Annotated in this window: 16 protein-coding genes; 11 read left to right on the top strand and 5 right to left on the bottom strand. The window is 55.0% G+C overall.

Translation table 11 applies throughout. The features are described 5' to 3' along the window. Positions 1-494: 494 nt before the first annotated feature. Positions 495-749 (bottom strand): hypothetical protein, encoded by a 255-nt coding sequence (locus EDF70_RS25030; protein WP_132279288.1) that lies wholly within the window; start codon positions 747-749, stop codon positions 495-497. 323 nt (positions 750-1,072) lie between these two features. On the opposite strand from EDF70_RS25030, the gene EDF70_RS25025 reads away from it, so the two are divergent. Further along, the gene (locus tag EDF70_RS25025) at positions 1,073-1,957 is read left to right on the top strand and encodes a LysR family transcriptional regulator (protein ID WP_132279285.1); all 885 of its coding nucleotides are present in this window, start codon (positions 1,073-1,075) and stop codon (positions 1,955-1,957) included. A 118-nt stretch (positions 1,958-2,075) separates the two neighbouring features. Here the strand turns inward: EDF70_RS25025 and EDF70_RS25020 are convergent, their stop codons facing one another. Continuing rightward, positions 2,076-3,029 carry a LysR substrate-binding domain-containing protein gene (locus tag EDF70_RS25020; protein ID WP_132279282.1) on the bottom strand — a complete coding sequence of 318 codons (954 nt, stop codon included), beginning with the start codon at positions 3,027-3,029 and terminating at the stop codon, positions 2,076-2,078. A 90-nt stretch (positions 3,030-3,119) separates the two neighbouring features. On the opposite strand from EDF70_RS25020, the gene EDF70_RS25015 reads away from it, so the two are divergent. From EDF70_RS25015 to EDF70_RS25005, 3 genes are read left to right on the top strand one after another with little or no spacing between them, the layout of a single operon-like run. After that, complete coding sequence (locus EDF70_RS25015; protein WP_132279279.1) at positions 3,120-4,235, top strand: HlyD family secretion protein; 1,116 nt, start codon at positions 3,120-3,122, stop codon at positions 4,233-4,235. A gap of 5 nt (positions 4,236-4,240) precedes the next feature. Next, positions 4,241-5,809 carry an MFS transporter gene (locus tag EDF70_RS25010; protein ID WP_132279276.1) on the top strand — a complete coding sequence of 523 codons (1,569 nt, stop codon included), beginning with the start codon at positions 4,241-4,243 and terminating at the stop codon, positions 5,807-5,809. Between the two features lie 22 nt (positions 5,810-5,831). Beyond that, entirely contained in the window at positions 5,832-6,026 is a 195-nt protein-coding gene (locus EDF70_RS25005; protein ID WP_132279273.1) for a hypothetical protein, read from the top strand. A gap of 23 nt (positions 6,027-6,049) precedes the next feature. Here the strand turns inward: EDF70_RS25005 and EDF70_RS25000 are convergent, their stop codons facing one another. Continuing rightward, complete coding sequence (locus tag EDF70_RS25000; RefSeq protein WP_132279270.1) at positions 6,050-7,075, bottom strand: LacI family DNA-binding transcriptional regulator; 1,026 nt, start codon at positions 7,073-7,075, stop codon at positions 6,050-6,052. Between the two features lie 155 nt (positions 7,076-7,230). Between EDF70_RS25000 and EDF70_RS24995 the strand changes: the two genes are divergently transcribed. The 6 genes from EDF70_RS24995 (at position 7,231) to EDF70_RS24970 (ending at position 12,060) form a co-directional block, all read left to right on the top strand. Then, the gene (locus EDF70_RS24995) at positions 7,231-7,908 is read left to right on the top strand and encodes a DUF1028 domain-containing protein (protein WP_132279267.1); all 678 of its coding nucleotides are present in this window, start codon (positions 7,231-7,233) and stop codon (positions 7,906-7,908) included. A 90-nt stretch (positions 7,909-7,998) separates the two neighbouring features. Beyond that, on the top strand, positions 7,999-9,027 hold the full coding sequence (locus tag EDF70_RS24990; RefSeq protein ID WP_132279264.1) for an ABC transporter substrate-binding protein: 1,029 nt from the start codon (positions 7,999-8,001) through the stop codon (positions 9,025-9,027). Between the two features lie 24 nt (positions 9,028-9,051). Further along, on the top strand, positions 9,052-9,876 hold the full coding sequence (locus tag EDF70_RS24985) for an ABC transporter permease (protein ID WP_132279261.1): 825 nt from the start codon (positions 9,052-9,054) through the stop codon (positions 9,874-9,876). Then, positions 9,845-10,669: an ABC transporter permease gene (locus EDF70_RS24980; RefSeq protein WP_245519337.1), complete on the top strand. Its 825-nt coding sequence runs from the start codon at positions 9,845-9,847 to the stop codon at positions 10,667-10,669. Before EDF70_RS24985 ends, EDF70_RS24980 begins: the two co-directional genes overlap by 32 nt. Before the next feature lie 3 nt (positions 10,670-10,672). Next, complete coding sequence (locus EDF70_RS24975; protein ID WP_132279258.1) at positions 10,673-11,722, top strand: ABC transporter ATP-binding protein; 1,050 nt, start codon at positions 10,673-10,675, stop codon at positions 11,720-11,722. A 29-nt stretch (positions 11,723-11,751) separates the two neighbouring features. After that, a complete protein-coding gene (locus tag EDF70_RS24970; RefSeq protein WP_132279255.1) occupies positions 11,752-12,060 on the top strand; it encodes an antibiotic biosynthesis monooxygenase in 309 nt (102 codons plus the stop codon). 233 nt (positions 12,061-12,293) lie between these two features. On the opposite strand, the gene grxB is transcribed toward EDF70_RS24970, so the two are convergent. Next, positions 12,294-12,935 (bottom strand): glutaredoxin 2, encoded by a 642-nt coding sequence (grxB, locus tag EDF70_RS24965; RefSeq protein WP_132279252.1) that lies wholly within the window; start codon positions 12,933-12,935, stop codon positions 12,294-12,296. Between the two features lie 549 nt (positions 12,936-13,484). After that, a complete protein-coding gene (locus EDF70_RS24960) occupies positions 13,485-14,144 on the bottom strand; it encodes a TetR/AcrR family transcriptional regulator (RefSeq protein ID WP_165932125.1) in 660 nt (219 codons plus the stop codon). A gap of 394 nt (positions 14,145-14,538) precedes the next feature. Between EDF70_RS24960 and EDF70_RS24955 the strand changes: the two genes are divergently transcribed. Next, positions 14,539-16,917, top strand: a complete 2,379-nt coding sequence (locus EDF70_RS24955; RefSeq protein ID WP_132279246.1) for a glucose/quinate/shikimate family membrane-bound PQQ-dependent dehydrogenase — start codon at positions 14,539-14,541, stop codon at positions 16,915-16,917. The last annotated feature ends 19 nt before the right edge of the window (positions 16,918-16,936 follow it).

Below are 16,936 nucleotides of genomic sequence, written 5' to 3'. Positions count from 1 at the left end.
TGGCCGGTCTTTGATTGGAATGGTGGCCGGCTTCATATCGGAATGCTGGCCGGTATTTGATCGGAATGGTGGCCGGCTTCACGTCGGAATCCGCACCAAGTGTTGACTACAACTTAGAACTGCCCAGTATTTCCTTGAAAATCCTCGACGGGTATACGCTCCACGACGCGTCAGTTCCAGGTTGCAGTGAAACGGTCAGGCTCGATGATCAGCGCACTCATGAAATAATGCGTCATACAGGCTCTCTAAAAAACCGTGAGGGAGGATGAAGTTAGTACATTTCGAGATCCATCGCCGAATCTGCTCCGACCCGAACGTCTATCCACACTCAGGAACGCGCCCCGGAAGGCAAATGGCGTGGCGTGACAGATAGATTGGTCAAGCACACGCCAGCTTTTGATTTGCGTTTTATCTGATTCCGTTAGTTGACTCGTATCTCTACCTTCGGCAGCGCTACTTTTTCCAATTAACGGCTCTGATCCCCACCCAGTCGATCAATGCCCGTCCCCACGATGAATACGGCTCACCAGCTTCACAGTGCGATCAGACTGGATCACATATGTTTCCTCGTAGTCGCCACCGTCACTCGATATGAAGTCATGCGTGAACGAGCTTCCAACCGGAGCTTTCTGCAAGCGCGTTACTGGCTGCCCTTTGTAGATCAGACTACCCGGAATGGCGTCGAGCGCAAAGGCTTGCGTGGTACCAAGGACGATCGTGCAGATTACTGCAAATGCACTCATTTTCATTGTGTTTCCTCTTTCGTTTTTGATCGGGTTTCTCGCGTCCCGACCGTAATGCTGTTACTTCGAAATTGGTGTTGGCAGCAAAGCCGGTTCCACCAAGCCTTCAGCGAGGCGGAACCCGGTCCACTTCAGTTTCTGTGATAAGCCAACCATCCGCTTACGAAGTGCAGCCGTTAAGATTGACGCCGATGGATAAGCAGCCGGCTGCGCAATGTTTGCAGGCCTCTAATGCAGATCGTCAGCGTGTCTGCTTTGTAGACTTGGCAAATGTAGATTTGAACGATAAATCTAGCGACAATTGAAAACATTTGCTTATCAATCGAAACATGGACACCCGTCATCTCGAAACATTCCTGATCGCCGCCAAATGCGAAAACTTTCGCCAGGCGGCCCGTGAACAGGGGTTGTCGCAACCTGCGGTCACCCAGCAAATTCGTACGCTCGAGCGCGAATTCGGCTTCACACTTTTCCGAAAAAGCGGGCGGGGAATACAACTGACCGAAGCAGGGAAAATCTTAGCCCAGAACGCACATATGTTGCTTGGCGAATTGAAAAAATTCCAAAGCACCGCAGATTTGCTCCGACGGAACGAGCTTGGGACAATCGCGATTGGGTACTCCACATCGTTGATGTCCGAAGACCATCTTCCCCGCGTTTTGCGCCAGTTCGCGGAAGCACATCCAGCGATCGAGCTGACGGTCAGTCCGATGCGTGTAACAGATGCCATTGAGGCGCTCATCGACCGCAAGATAGACCTGGCTGTCGTCAGGGCACCCCTTCCGTCGCTTCCCCCTGTCCTAGACGTCCATGGGTTTGATCGGTCAAATCTCGTCTTGGCTGTTCCGTTAGGCCACCCCCTTGTCAGAGGGCAACACGTCGATTGGCAGGAATTGGCTGAAGTTCAAATGCTGTCCATTCGAGATAGTCAGGGAGTTGGTTTGCGAGAAGTGACGGAGAAGCTTTTGCACCAACATGGCGTCAAGCCAACCAAGATGCGGTTGGTCGCCGACATGACAAGCCTAGTCGGTTTGGTAACGGCCAATGTCGGAGTAGCGATCCTGCCGGAAGCAATCGCCCGGGCGCATCGCGGGGTGACGGTTCTCTCCATTGGATCAGCGAATTATTTCATCGAATCCGTCGTGGTTGCCCATCGAGAGATTGTCACAATTCCCACCAAACACCTTTTCGCTCGCCTTGTGGCGGCAGGCTGAAGCCATACATCTTCGTGGCTCACTTTAACAGCCGCCTCTTCAGTTGGCCCATGAGCAGATATCGATGATTGCACGGTTGCTTTATTGGAAACAGTCTCCCAACACAGTTTGGACCACCTCAATCTTGACCCGTTAACGTCATGTCGATCATCGATCCGGAGACAAGTATCCGCTCCATGCAATCCAGATAGTTTTGGACGGCGGGGCTAACCTGATGCGAACGCCACAATAGCAGCATTTCCATATGCGGGATGTTTTCTGAGACATCCAGAAAGACAACACCCGGAAAATTGAGAGTCTTCATCGGCGATGGGGCAAACGCCACACCGAGGCCCGAGGAAACGTAGCCCATCAGGCTGGTGACGTGGCTCGTCTTGTAGATGTGTAGCGGCGAGAGTCCAGGGAATAACGCCAATGCACCGGCAATATTGGCGCGCCCGTCGGCCTCTGCATAAACAGCAAAGTTCTCTTCTCCAATCTGGGCGACCGACACAGATCCGACTGTCGCCAGTTTATGGTTGTCGGCAACGGCCAACATCCATGGCCATTTACCAACTGTCTTGCTTGCGATTCCTTCTTCTGGGCTTCCGATGGCCGCCGCGAAGCCGATATCAATGTCATTTTGACGAAGTGCCTTAGAAACACCCCGGCTTGGCATTTCCTTCAACGTGATTTCGACATTCGGCCATCTTGATCTGAACTCTCTGATCGAAGAAGACACGAAGCCTGAGAGGGCGGCATTCGCCCCATATCCTAGTGTCAAGCTCCCCGTCATGCCACGCGCGAAGCCAGTCACCGTGTCTATCGCAGTGCCCAGCCGCCCCAGGATCGAATAGCATTCACGCAAAAACTCACGTCCCGGCTCGGTCAGTTCGACTCGCCTTTTGGTCCGCTCGAGTAGATCGACACCTAGTAGGCTCTCCAAAGCTTTGATCTGCGCGGAAAGCGCAGGCTGTACGATATGGAGCCCTTTGGCAGCACGTCCGAAATGCAATTCCTCTGCAACCGCGACAAAGTAGCGAATGTGTCGGAGCTCAATACCGAATGTGCCTGCGTGATGAGCCTGAGCCATTAATCACTCCTAATGATCAAAGCGCCATCAAAACCTATTGGCGATGATAGCGTCAACTGTGCTTTTGACTTTTATCAAAGGACAAAAAGAATGCATCAGAACACACACACCAAGCCGCCTGCTGTCGTTGCGACCGGTTCCGCGGCTTCCGACAAAGGCAAGCCGCAGCGCGAATATGTAAAGTTTGTCGTACCCACGATTGTCGTTGTCGTCGTGTGCGCGCTGGCAGGGTTGAGTACCCAACGCTGGGACAAATGGACTGCAGGCTTAAACGTGCAGACAACTGACAACGCCTATATCAAGGCTGACCTTAGCCACCTCAGCGCGCGCACTGCAGGCAATGTTCAGTCCGTCCATGTCAGCGACTTCGACTATGTCAAAGCAGGCGACATAATTTTGGAGATTGATCCGTCGGAGAACAGGGCCAAACGTGATTTGGCGCTTGCCGGTCTGCAGTCTGCGGAAGCACAGTTGACTAATCTCGACAATCAGGAAGTGCTCCAGAGGGCTGCGATCGTGCAGGCCGAAGCTCAGCAGAGGGTTGCGGAAGCCAATGCCGCTCTGGCAAAGACTGAGGCAACACGGCAGACCGCATTGATGGATAAAGGCGCTGGCGTTCAGCAGAAGCGAGAACAGGCCGACGCGCAATTGTTATCGTCAAGCGCCACTGCGGGAGCGGCTGCGGCAGCAGTCGAGTCTTCGCGAGCACAACTTGACTATATCGGTGGTCAAAGGCAGATCTTTTTGGCCGATGTAGCGGCCGCCAGAGCGACACTGAAATCGGCGGAACTTGCTCTATCCTACACAAAAATCGTAGCCCCGGTCGATGGAGTTGTCAGCGAGCGTCAGGTTCACGTTGGAGACTATGTCACTGCCGGAACGAATACGATTTCGATCATTCCTTTGCCGAGCTTGCACATTCTGGCAAACTTCAAGGAAACGCAGCTTGCCCGCATGCGCGAGGGCCAGGAAGTTGCGGTAGAGATCGACGGCATTCCAGATGAAGCTTTCACAGGGAAAGTCACGCGCATTTCCCCCGCAGCAGGTTCGCAGTTCGCACTTCTGCCTGCCGACAATGCGACTGGCAATTTCACCAAGGTCGTCCAGCGAATACCTGTCCGGATCGACCTAAAGCCGACCCACGAGCTTACCCGTCTTAGAGCAGGTATGTCTGCAGTCGTCTCCGTTACCGTTGCGGACGAGTAACTGCGATGGGCGAACTCCTTCGATTGCCATTTTCCATGCTGGGGAAGCGGACGCATCATCCATATCTAGCGGTGTGTGCTGTCTTGCTCGGCCCGTTCATGGTCGGCTTTCATAGTCGGTTATTTGGGATCGGACTGGCCGACCTTCGCGGTATATTTGGGCTCAGCGTGGATGAAGGCGCGTGGCTAAGCACGTTTGCGACAGCACCGCAAATCCTTTTGGCACCGGCTGTTCCTTGGCTTGCTGCAGCATTTGGCGTCAGGCGGATCATGGTTGTTCCTGCCCTTCTCTACGCTTTCGTTTCAGCAATCATCCCGTTCACCCACACATTCGACGTGTTGTTTGCTTTGCATGTTGTCCATGGCGCGCTTCTCGGACTCTTTGTACCTGCGACGCTCATGATCATTTTCAGGAATCTGCCAATTAAATGGTGGGTGACCGCTATTGCTCTCTATGCATTCCGGACTGCGTTTACGCAAAACTCGGGAACCGCATTACTGGATTTTTACGTTCAGCACCTCGGATGGCAATTTCTTTACTGGCAGGATGTGGCACTTGCGCCAGTCATGGGCATGCTCGCGTTTTTTGGAGCGCCGCGAGAGGAGGTCAACCGCGACCTGCTTCATCACGCAGACTGGGGCGGGATGATCCTCTTCGGCACAAGCATCACAATGGTCTTCGTCGCGGTCGATCAGGGAAATCGATTGGATTGGTTTGAGAATGGTTTCGTCGTCTCAACTTTGCTGGCAGGCATGACGCTCTTTGTCGCCTTCCTCATCAACGAGAAACTGGCGGAACGGCCTTGGGCGAGCATAGGAGCGATAGGGGGGCGTAATCTCGTTTTGATGCTGACCGTCGGTATGTTTTACATGATGGCAGCTTTGTCGAACACGATGCTGACGACCAATTACTTGACGACCGTTACACAGCTACGCCCGGAGCAAATTGGGACAACACTCATTCAATGGGTCTGCATCCCTTTGGTTATCATGTGCCCATTTGCGATCTGGGCCATGCATCGGATAGACGGACGCATCGTTCTCATGATCGGATTATCCTGCTTCGCAGTATCCGCGATTATCGGGACAAGCCTCACTTCGCAGTGGAACGGCGACTCGTTTCGCACGATGTTCGTTCTGCAGGGCGCTGGTCACATACTGACTTTCCTTCCTGTCATTGTCGTCTCCATCGCGCATGGGGATCCAAAGAAAGCGATCGCCGTTGGGGCTTATATTCAGGTTCTGCGTTTACTAGGACAGGAAGTGGCCCAAGCACTTATGACGACCTATCTGCGCAAGCAGGAGCAATTGCATTCCTATCTTTTGGGCCTAAACGTAGAGGGCAGCTCACAAAATGTAGCGAGCGCGATATCCACTGTTAGACACAGTCTGGCGGCAGCAGGGATGACCAACTCGCAGCCCAGAGCAACTTCAATCATAAGTCAGCTTGTTCAGAGGCAAGCAAGCGTCCTGTCTTTGATAGATGCGTTCTGGTTGACATTTTTCTGCTCCTTGGGAGCGCTTGTCGTCATGGCTTTCGTCCAGCGCGCACCCCGCGGACCTTTGTCAGCTTAAGAGTCGAGATCGGATTTAGATAATGAAAGCGTATGTTGACTCGCTGCGCACCATTCGTAGCGTACTGAATGACTTTTGCCGAAATCATCAACTTAGCCTTGGCGACGATGTCGCCTTAGAAGCCTCGAAAAAACTCATCGCTTTGTGTACAGAGAGCGAGCAGACCGCGGCACAAATGCTCGCCTATGTCGAGCAATGGTACCGCCTCATCTGCTGAACTCAACATCGTCAAATCACGGATCAGCCAGTGCTGCCGCGGACGATTATGTTGTAGCCGACATCAACAATCTTTTCAGATTGCGCCTCCCCACGGCATCTCGCGATGATCATTCGCGCTGCGTGCTCACCAATCAGGTCACCCGGCGTGTGGACTGTTGTAAGGCCAGGCGGCAGTTCTGCAGCGATTTCGTAGTCACCGTACCCCACGACTGCAAGGTCTTGGGGTACCCTAATTCCTTTTCGCATGCATTCGAACATTACTCCTGCAGCAAGAACGTCTGTAAAACAGAAGACGCCCTCCAGATTCCGCTCGATAGCCTGCAGACGCTCGAGCGCCTCCCTGCCGCCGGCGAAACCGGACCAGCCCGGCACCGTCGCGACCAGATCCGTCCTGAGCCCCGCCGACGTCAATGCTTCCACAAATCCATCGAGACGCTCCTGGAAGCGCTTGTTACCTTGAGTGTCGTAACCCGCAACACCAATATTCCGGAGCCCTTTGTCGACCATGATTTGGGTCGCTTCTCGCGCAGCAGTTTGCGTTGAGAAACCTACGCCGACGTCGACAAACGGTCCGGACAGGTTCCACGTCTCGACAATTGGTATACCCGATTGCGCCAATATACTTCGGGTTCTGTCGTCCCTATCCACGCCAGTCAGCACAATGCCATCAACGCGCCGACCGATCACGGCCATAACAGCATCGTACTCGCGAGAAGGCGCTTCAACCACCGATACGATCAGGTGATATCCGTTTTTTTCCAGTTCATGCTCAAGCCCCATTATCATGCCGGCAAAGTTGGAGTTCTGGATTGACGGAGTGATTGCTGCGACAACTTTTGTTTTGCCTGAGGAAAAATTGGCGGCAACGAGGTTAGGAACGTAGTTTAGCCGCTGCGCTACTTCGATGACGCGGTTGCGCGTCTCCGCTACAACTTTGTCTGGGTACTTGAACGCGTTTGTTACGGTCATGGTGGATACGCCTGCCTCTCGAGCGACGTCTCTGATGCCAACAACTGCCGCCTTTTTTGAAGCCATTTTTTTAGTCATTTAGTGCCCTCGAATGCACATATCCTCGACATGCGCGTCGCCAACCTGCCCACATTGTAGGCACGAATAATATTTAGACAATACCTGTTGACGTTAGCACGATTCAACGTATTTTACCGGTAAAATAACTCGGTCTTGCAAAAAAGGAGTGAACAATGACATTTTCAATCGCAGCCCGCGACCCGGCCACTGGTATGTTTGGAATCGCCATCGCGACATCGGCAGTTGCAGTTGGTAATCGATGCCCGTGGGTAAAGGCTGGCGTCGGCGCGGTCACGACCCAGCATCGTACAGACACGCGTCAGGGTCCAATCGGCATCGATCTGCTTTCGAAGGGCCTGTCAGCTCAGGAGGTCGTTAACCTGCTAGCTGCCAGCAACGACTTTCCCGAAGAGCGTCAATTTGCAGCCGTCGACCGTGAAGGCCGGACTGCGTTTTTCAACGGACCAGAGATCGAATGCATTAACGCTGGTCACACTGGCTTCCAGTGCGTCGCGACCGGCAACTTCATCGCCAATACGGACGTGCCTCGCCGCATGGTCGAAGCCTATGAAGCAAACTTGGAAACCCCTTTCGCAGAGCGTCTCCTTCTCGCGCTAGACGCCGGTCTGATTGCCGGCGGCGAAACCAAGCCCATAATGTCGTCCGCTCTCTTGATTGCCGATCGCAACTCGTGGCCGCTGGTGGATCTGCGCATTGACTGGAAAGAAAACCCGCTTACCGAACTGCGAGCACTGTGGGACTTCTTCAAGCCACATCAAGAACGCTTCGTGAAGCAGGTACTTACACCTGCGGCGCTCACCCTCCTCGCCGACTCACCGATGAACGTCTGATGAGGCCCACTGCACCTGCCGATATTCGGCAGGTGCAATGAACCGCTCTTGCTATTTCTCCAATGAACCAATGAAAAAAGGGAACTAAGCATGCGACTTTGCACTTTCGTGGCGACACTTATCGCCAGCACAGCAGCCTTGAACTCCGGCGCCCTGGCGCAGGAAACGTTGGTCGTGAACTCCTGGGGCGGGACATATGAGAAGCTCCAGAAGCAGCTGATTTTCGAGCCTTTCGAAAAAGCCAACAACGTCAAAATTCAGGTCGTAACAGTTTACTCTGCGGATATGCTGGCACAGCTCCGCGCTCAGAAAAACGCCCCGCAATATGATATCGTCCAGTTCTCCGGCGGGCAGGAAGTCGTCGCCGCCAAGGAAGGGCTGCTCGCGCCGATCAAGGCGGATGAACTCTCTAATGCAGCCAACCTTTATCCTTTCGCAACGCAGGGTCTCGCCCGCGGCGAGGGGCCGGTCAGCCTCGTGACCGCAATCGGTCTTCTCTATAATGAGAAGACTGCTCCTGCCGCTCCGTCTTCCTGGAAGGATCTCTGGGATCAGAAGTACGAGGACCATCTCGTTCTGACCGATCTGTCCAATTCCTACGGCCTGCTCGGGATGCTCATGATGAACCAAGTGTGGGGCGGTTCACTCGATATGACACAGCCTGGCCTGGCCAAGGTTGGTGAGCTGCTCGATCGCTCCGTCATCATCACGTCTTCGCCTGAGGTACAGCAGAATTTCGCCCAGAACGATGCTTGGCTAGCGCCCTTCTCTCAGGATTACGCCTATGTCATTCGACAAAGCGGTCAGCCTGTGAAGTTTGTGGCACCCCAAGAAGGCATGCCGGCCGTATTCTTTACTTCGAACCTCGTCGCAAACCGACCCAACAGCGCTTTGGCAAAGAAACTGATCGATTATTCGCTTTCTCCAGAGGTGCAGGCCGCGTTTGCGAAGGAGATGCGCTATTCGCCAACCAACACGAAGACGGTCCTCGACGCTGAGGTCGCAGCGGAGGTCGTCCACGGCGAAGCGGTAAACTCTCTGGTACGCTTCGACCCGGCGACTGTTGATGGCATGCGCAACAAGCTGGTCGAAGACTGGAAGAAACTCATCGCGCATTAAGCTCGTCGATAGAAAGGGATCCTCATGCACCTCTTGCGACACGATCTGGCTATTGCAGCCCCCGGCATATTGCTGCTGCTCGTAGCGTTCGTCATGCCTGTCTCAGGAATATTGCTTCTAGGAGTACAGGATGCTGATCGCAATTTTACGCTTATGCACCTGACACGGTTCCTGACGGATCCCTTTTATGTTGCGATCGGCTGGAGGACGGTAAAGCTCTCTCTGGTCATTACAGCGATTTGCTTTGCCGCCGGCTTTCCGCTCGCCTATATCATGGCGCGCGGAGGGCCCAAACTACGACTCTGGCTTCTGATCGCAATCACATTGCCGCTCATGACAAGCGTCGTGGTACGAACATTCGGATGGATGGTCATACTTGGCCGCGGCGGTCTTGTGCCGCAGCTGATGAACGCGCTGGGTCTGGCAAACCGGAACTTCACCCTGATGCAAACCGAGACTGCGATCGTCATCGGGATGATTCAGGTCCTGTTTCCTTTCATGGTTCTGTCTATCCTGGGCGTAATCAGCAAGGTCGACCTGAGGCTGGAGGAGGCCGCCCGGGTGATGGGCTGCAGCTACTTGCAGTCCATGCGTCTCGTGGTACTGCCCCTTGCCATGCCGGGCGTCATTGCCGGTTCGCTTTTGGTGTTCACACTGTCAGCCAGCTATTTCATCACACCGACGCTGCTGGGTGGCGCACGTCTTCCGGTCCTGGCGAGCGCGATCTATGAGACGGCCACCAAAACGCTCGACTGGCACTTCGCCGCAGCACAATCGATCGTTCTCCTAGCCGGCGTGCTGCTCCTGATGATCCCCTATGCTCGACTATCGAGGAAAGCAAATGGTTAAGGGTATTCCATCCTTCGTAAAGATCTTCGCCATTGTCTACGTCACAGCGATCGTTCTATTTGTGCTTGGTCCGCTTGTCGTCGTGGCAGGCGTCTCCTTCACTGCCGGCGACTACGTCACCTTCCCGCCGCAGGGTTTGAGCCTCCGGTGGTATGAGACAATCGTCAGTTCGCCGATCTATCTTGAAGCCGCTTTGACAAGTCTGAAGCTGGCAGTGCTGGTGACGGTTACAGCGACGCTGATCGGTTCTGCTATGGCGATCGTGATCCACCGCGCACGGCTACCCGGTGCAGGCATCATTGCAGCATTTTTTCTCGCGCCACTGGTATTGCCGACCATCGTATTCGCTCTCGGACTACTGATTGCTTGGAGCGCCTATATGGGGGGGACGTCTCTTGTCACGCTCTGGATCGGCCATACCGTCATCGCTGTTCCCTACGTGATCCGGACGACGCTCGCAGTGCTGTCAACATCGGACAAATTCCTAGAAGAGGCAGGCCGCACGCTCGGTGCCGGACCATGGAAAGCGATCTTCCACGTCATCCTTCCACAAGCCATGCAGGGCATCGCTGCAGGCGCTTTTTTCGCCTTCAACATCTCCTTCGACGAGGCGATCCTATCACTCTTCCTTCGGTCACCAGAAATCATGACGCTTCCTATTCAGATCTATACCCAGCTCGAATTCAGCCCAGACCCTTCGATCGCGGCCGCATCCACCATGATGATCCTCCTGACCGTCATCATGATTTTCGTAATCGATCGCCTTTTCGGCATCCAGCGCGTAGCGGGCTAGACCATGACCGCAGTCATTCTCGACAACGTCACCAAGACGTTTAACAACACCGATGTCATCAAGGGCATCTCGCTGACAATCCACAAGGGTGAGTTCGTCAGTCTCTTAGGCCCCAGCGGCTGCGGCAAGACGACATTGCTGCGTATGGTTGCAGGCCTCGAAACAGCGAGTTCTGGCTCAATCTTCATCGGCGGCCGAGATTCGACACTATTGCCGCCGGAACGGCGCGACATCGCGATGGTTTTCCAGTCCTACGCATTGTTTCCGCACCTGACCGTACTCCAGAATGTCTTGTTCCCCCTGCGCATGCGAGGGCTTGGCTCGCGCAATCAACAGCTTGAGCGTGCGCGCGCGGTCCTGGATCTCGTTCAATTGTCGCATCTGACGGAACGTCGCCCGAAAGAGCTGTCCGGCGGGCAACAACAGCGCGTTGCCATCGCCCGGGCGGTAGTCTCACAGCCGCAGGTCCTTCTCCTTGACGAGCCCTTGTCCAACCTTGATGCAAGGCTGCGCGAAAGCATGCAGGAAGAGCTGATTCAGTTGCATCGGCAAACGGGCCTGACCACCATCTTCGTCACCCATGATCAGGAGGAGGCGCTCAGCCTCTCGGACCGGGTTGTTCTCCTAAACACTGGCAACATTGAACAGCAGGGTACTCCCTCCGAGCTTTATGCCCGACCGCGTACGCGATTTGCGGCGTCGTTCATGGGTTCGACAAACCTTCTGCGAGTCCAACTGGACATCGACAACGGTGTAGGAACCGCCCGCCTCGCCGGCGGCCAAGTCATCACTTTGGCTGGATCCTACAAGGCACCAGGTCCACGCACAGTCATGGTTCGCCAGGAGGACATTCAAGTGCTGCCTGCGGAAGAGAAAACTGGCCTCTCGGGCACTGTTCTCACTCGCATTTTCCTCGGTTCACGGGTTCGGTACATTGTAGATCTCGGGGGGCAAACCGTCAGATGCCTGGCGTCCCCCGACCACCTGTTAGAAGCCGGCGATAGCGTCAAACTTTCCATATCCGCAGACCGGCTATCGCTCCTTGCGGATTGACTACTTCCCCACAACGAAAGGAACTGAACATGATAGGTCGCGTTTGGCGCGGTTGGGCAAAACCCGAAACCGCCGATGCTTATGAGAGACTGTTGACCACTGAAACTCTGCCGGCGCTTCATCGGATCGACGGTTATAAGGGATCATATTTCATGCGTCGCACGCTTGAGACCAACGAAGTCGAGTTTGTCGAAATCACCTTTTGGGATTCGATGGAGACGATCGTTGCATTCGCTGGCGAAGACTGCACCAAAGCTGTTGTGCCCTTGGATACTCAGGCATTTCTGACGCGCTTCGACGATCGCTCTGCGCATTTCCAAGCGACGTGGTGCCCGTGACAGCAATCGTCCGAGGAACCGCCGGCGGTTACAGTCGGCTGGGCAACAATACTTAGTTCCGTTCCTGCTACAACACGTCGGTTTGTCTCACACCTCACCTGGGCGATCAACGGCGTAGCCGGATCCCTTCGGCGCGAACCTCGGCTTGGTTCCTAGGTTCGCGCCAATTGGTTATAGAGAGGCAGCCGGAAAAGTCGCTGTCAGCGTTCGATAATCCATTCACAAGATTCTCGTTAAGATGCGATCCTATCGTGAAGATCGATGCCCATATTGACCGACATTCTCATGCGGTACTCTTCAACCGCTTTTGGATAAGCGAGGCCCCGAACGATGGAGAGCGATCTGAGGTGTGCGAATAGATGGATATCATCAGTCGATAAATCACCATTTACTGCATCCGCTGCCTTTACCATCGGAGCCAAGTCTTCGAGACTGGCGTTCATCGCTGCAATGAGGCGCCCACTTTCTGCCAGCCGGTCCTTGAACGGACCGATTGCTTTCTCTTTGTTGGTCTTGAAGTACGCGCGCGCGTCAGTCGTTGCAAATTCGGGGAAATCCGCTTCGGCCCATTGCGGTATCGCCAACGCGTAAACTGTGGACGTACTATGGTTGATCCAGTCCGCTAACAGTGGGTTGGTAACGCCAGTCAAAACCGGCCCATCAAGAGCGTCAACTTCTGCAACGATATCCATGCTCTCGGCCATGTGCCTACCATCGCGCTCAAAGATGGGCGCTACTTTTTTGCCTACCAGTCTTTTTGGGGTTGCCACGTCGTCGTTCAGCATGAACAAGGCTTCAAAGGACCGCTTCTTGAGTCCGAATATCGCCCGTGACTTCACGCAAAACGGGCAGTGCTCATAGATATATAGTTTCATTCTATTCTCACTCTCAGGGGATTACCCGGTCAGCGATCAAAGTCAGGCATCGCTACCGCATTCCTCGATATCGCATTACAAAAGGAAGGGTCTGGTCCGCTGATTTGCGCAGCGCAGTCGCACAGTGGAGCAACAGCGCGCTCTCGTCACAAACCTGCGTCACCGATGTGTATATTCTGCTAGCGGCTTGACCAATCCATCGACGGGACACTCAGTGTCGACCGGTCGTCTACAACTAAGCTCAGCAGAGAGGTGCCTCAGCAGAATTTGGGCCGACAACAAAGTTGAGAAGGAAGCAGCCCGGTCCTGCAGCACTTCGGCGGCGGTGTAAAATTCTGCCCGTCAGGGCCTAGATCGAGGTTGAACACGCAGACGTCGACTGACGGCACCACAGTCTTTAGCATTTTGCAAACAGCGCTGCCGGTCCCGACATTCTATCAGCCGGGCTACACATCCGATTGGAGGAAAATTTGACGGTTAGGGCGACATATCGCGAAGTTTTCACTGGCGGCAATGTTGCGTCGGAGATTGTAGCCACGCCGTTTTCCATTAGGGATTCTGGGCGCAGACGCCCTCAAGAAAGCTTCGCACAGCTAGGTCGACCTTGGCTTCACGCTCCGAGATATCAATGGTTTCACCCATAAGAGCACGGATCTGCAACTCCGCGGTGAGGCCCCCAACAAAAATCTTCGCAAACGCTTTCGCATCGGAAACATTTGTAAGGTTGCAGCGATCGTGATGCACAAGCAGATCGGCGACGGCTTGATATACGCGCTGCGGGCCGCCTTCCAGAAATGACTTAGAAGCCGATAGTTTAAGGTCGGCATTGGCAACAATCAGCTTGTGCAAAGCCAGTGTCTTCGGCTGGAGAAATATATCGACTATCAACAGACCAGCAGATTTGAGGCAGGTCCGGATGTCGTCCACAGGAGATATTCGTTTCAAAGGAGCTGTATTTTCTTCCACCAGCATGGTGATGCATCGCTCGAATAGCGACTCCTTGTCACCGAAAAGCAAATAAATGTCTCGTTTCGAGCCTCCCGCAATTGATGTGATGGCATCTATAGACACGCCGCCATATCCGCGCTGGAGAAACAGGTCAGCAGCGATGGAAATGATCACGGATTCCTGCTGCGCGACGGGCAACAGCCGTCTTGGTTTTTCCCGCACCGTTACTGCTTTTCTATTTGCGCTTTTTTCCAATTTCACGCTTCGGCGTCCCCCGTCTTGTGCACGGATCGCACACATCCGTTACTGCATGATACCCTCTGCGTGCTCCGGACCCAAGTTTCATCTTGACACTTTGTCGCACGGTGGTAACAGACATTACCATTGATATGCTCTGGAGTGCTAGCGCGAGACACCGTCCTATTTGACCGTTACTGAGCGAGCGCGGGACTACGCCGCGACCGTATAGGTGTGCAATGTTTGAATGCATTCAAACATCCAGCAAGTGATTGCGGTGTGAATCGACGCCAGTTGGGAACTAGCTATCAATCCGGCACGGTCCAGCGTGCCCTCCTTGATTTCTATCAACTGATGCCAGGATGAACTCCACCCGGCACCACGTCTTCCTATTGTCCATGAAAGGAGTAACGCCATCATGGTTGTTACTATTCTGGCTGCTGTCTTCCTGCTGCTTGGCGTTGCCCTGACGGCTGGTGGTGCGTGGCTTCTTGTACTCGGCGGATCAGCATATTATGCGATCGTCGGGATCGGCTTCCTGCTGACCGGCTTTCTGTTGCTGCGCAGGCGCGCGGAAGCGCTGAATGTGTTCGCTATTCTTCTCGGCGCCACACTGCTTTGGGCGATCTGGGAAACCGGCTTCGACTGGTGGCAGCTCGGACCCCGCGGCGGCATCCCTGTCGTGATTGGCATCCTTCTCCTTTTGCCCGTTACTTGGAAAAAGCTCTCGTCGCGCAACGTCGCGGCAACTTTCCCCTGGCCGCTTGCCGGTGTGGTCATCGCCTCCGCAGCCGTTGCGGGTTACTCCATGTTCAAGGATCCGTCAGCGATCCACGGCGAGCTGACGCAAGAGGTCGCAACGCCGATGCGCTCTGCGGTCAACACCGGCAACGAGGCCGGCGATGGCGAATGGCATCAGTATGGCCGCACGGGCTTTGGTCAGCGCTGGTCGCCTTTGACGCAAGTGACGCCCGGCAACGTCAAGGACCTCAAATTAGCCTGGCAATTCCAGACCGGCGACGTAAGACGTCCGGACGACGTTGGCGAAACGACCTATCAGGTCACGCCAATCAAGATCGGCAACAGCCTTTACGTCTGCACACCGCATAACCTGGCAATCTCGCTCGATGCCGCCAAGGGCACGGAAAACTGGCGTTATGACGCCAATTCCGGCATGGATCCGGATCGGCAGCATCAGACATGCCGCGGCGTAACGTGGTGGGAAACGCCTGTTGCAGCACCGACCGGATCGACACCTGAACAGGTTGCCCTGCACGAACGGGCACTCGCCGAATGCCCGCGTCGCGTCTATCTTCCGACCGCAGACGCTCGACTGATCGCACTGAATGCCGACACCGGCAAGGTATGCTCTTTCTTCGCTGACAACGGTGTTCTCCATCTCACCAAAGGCATGCAGTACAACCCGTCGGGTTACTACTATTCGACATCGCCACCGGTCGCAGCTGACGGCAAGCTGATTATTGGCGGCGCGGTCAACGACAACTTCTCGACCAAAGAACCGTCCGGTGTCATCCGCGCCTTTGATGTCGATTCCGGTGCACTCGTCTGGAACTGGGACAGCGGCAATCCCGACGTCAGCAAGCCAATCGATCTGGCTGCTGGAGAACACTATACCACCAACTCTCCCAATAGCTGGTCTGTATTCAGCTATGACGAGACGCTCGGCCTCGTCTTCGTCCCGATGGGCAACCGCGTTCCCGACCAGTTGGGTTCGGATCGATCGCCGGCGGTTGAAGAACATTCGTCCTCGATCGTCGCGCTCGACATCAAGACTGGCCAGAAGCGCTGGGTCCGCCAAACGCTTCATCACGACCTCTGGGACATGGACGTTCCGGCTCAGCCAGTGCTGATCGATCTCACACGTGAAGGCAAGGTTGTTCCAGCGCTGGTCGGTCCGACCAAGCAAGGCGATATTTGGGTTCTGGACCGCCGCACCGGCGAGCCCCTGTCCCCACGCGAGGAATTGCCGGCCCCTGGTGGCGCCATCCCCGGCGAGTGGACGTCTCCGACACAGCCGATCACCAAGCTGACCTTCCGACCGAAGACGCTGCAGGAATCCGACATGTGGGGAGCAACAATGCTCGACCAGCTCGCATGCCGCATCCAGTTCCGATCATTGGACTATGAAGGCCAATATACCCCCCCGTCTCTCAAGGGCACGATCGTCTATCCTGGTAACTTCGGCACCTTCAACTGGGGTTCCGTAGCCGTCGATCCGGAGCGTCAGGTCATGTTCGGCATGCCGACCTACCTGCCTTTCACGTCGCGTCTCGTTCCTGCCAACACCATTCCGCCTAAGGGTGAGGATGAGAAGGCCAGCGAGCAGGGTTTGAACCGAAATGATGGCGCCGACTACGGAGTGTTCATGGGACCGTTCCTATCAGCTCTCGGCATTCCCTGCGTTGCTCCGCCATGGGGATATGTTGCCGGCGCGGATCTGCGTGGAGAAAACGTGGTCTACAAGTTGCGCAACGGCACCGTTCGCGACATGACTCCGTTACCGCTGAACATCAAGCTCGGCGTTCCAGGCATTGGCGGTCCGATGATCACCCGTTCAGGCGTCGCGTTCCTCGGCGCTGCCGTAGACGACTACTTCCGGGCCTATAACCTGACAACGGGCGAGCAGCTTTGGGAAACACGGCTACCGGCCGGCGGTCAGTCGACGCCGATGACCTACACGACCGGCGATAAGCAGTATGTCGTCATTGTTGCCGGTGGCCATGGTTCCGTCGGGACCAAGGCCGGTGACTACATCATGGCCTACACCCTTCCCTGAGGCCCCAACTAGACCAAGC

This window comes from Neorhizobium sp. JUb45 (assembly GCF_004343585.1).
Taxonomy (GTDB): Bacteria; Pseudomonadota; Alphaproteobacteria; order Rhizobiales; family Rhizobiaceae; genus Neorhizobium.
This window is presented reverse-complemented; position numbering and strand designations above follow the sequence as displayed.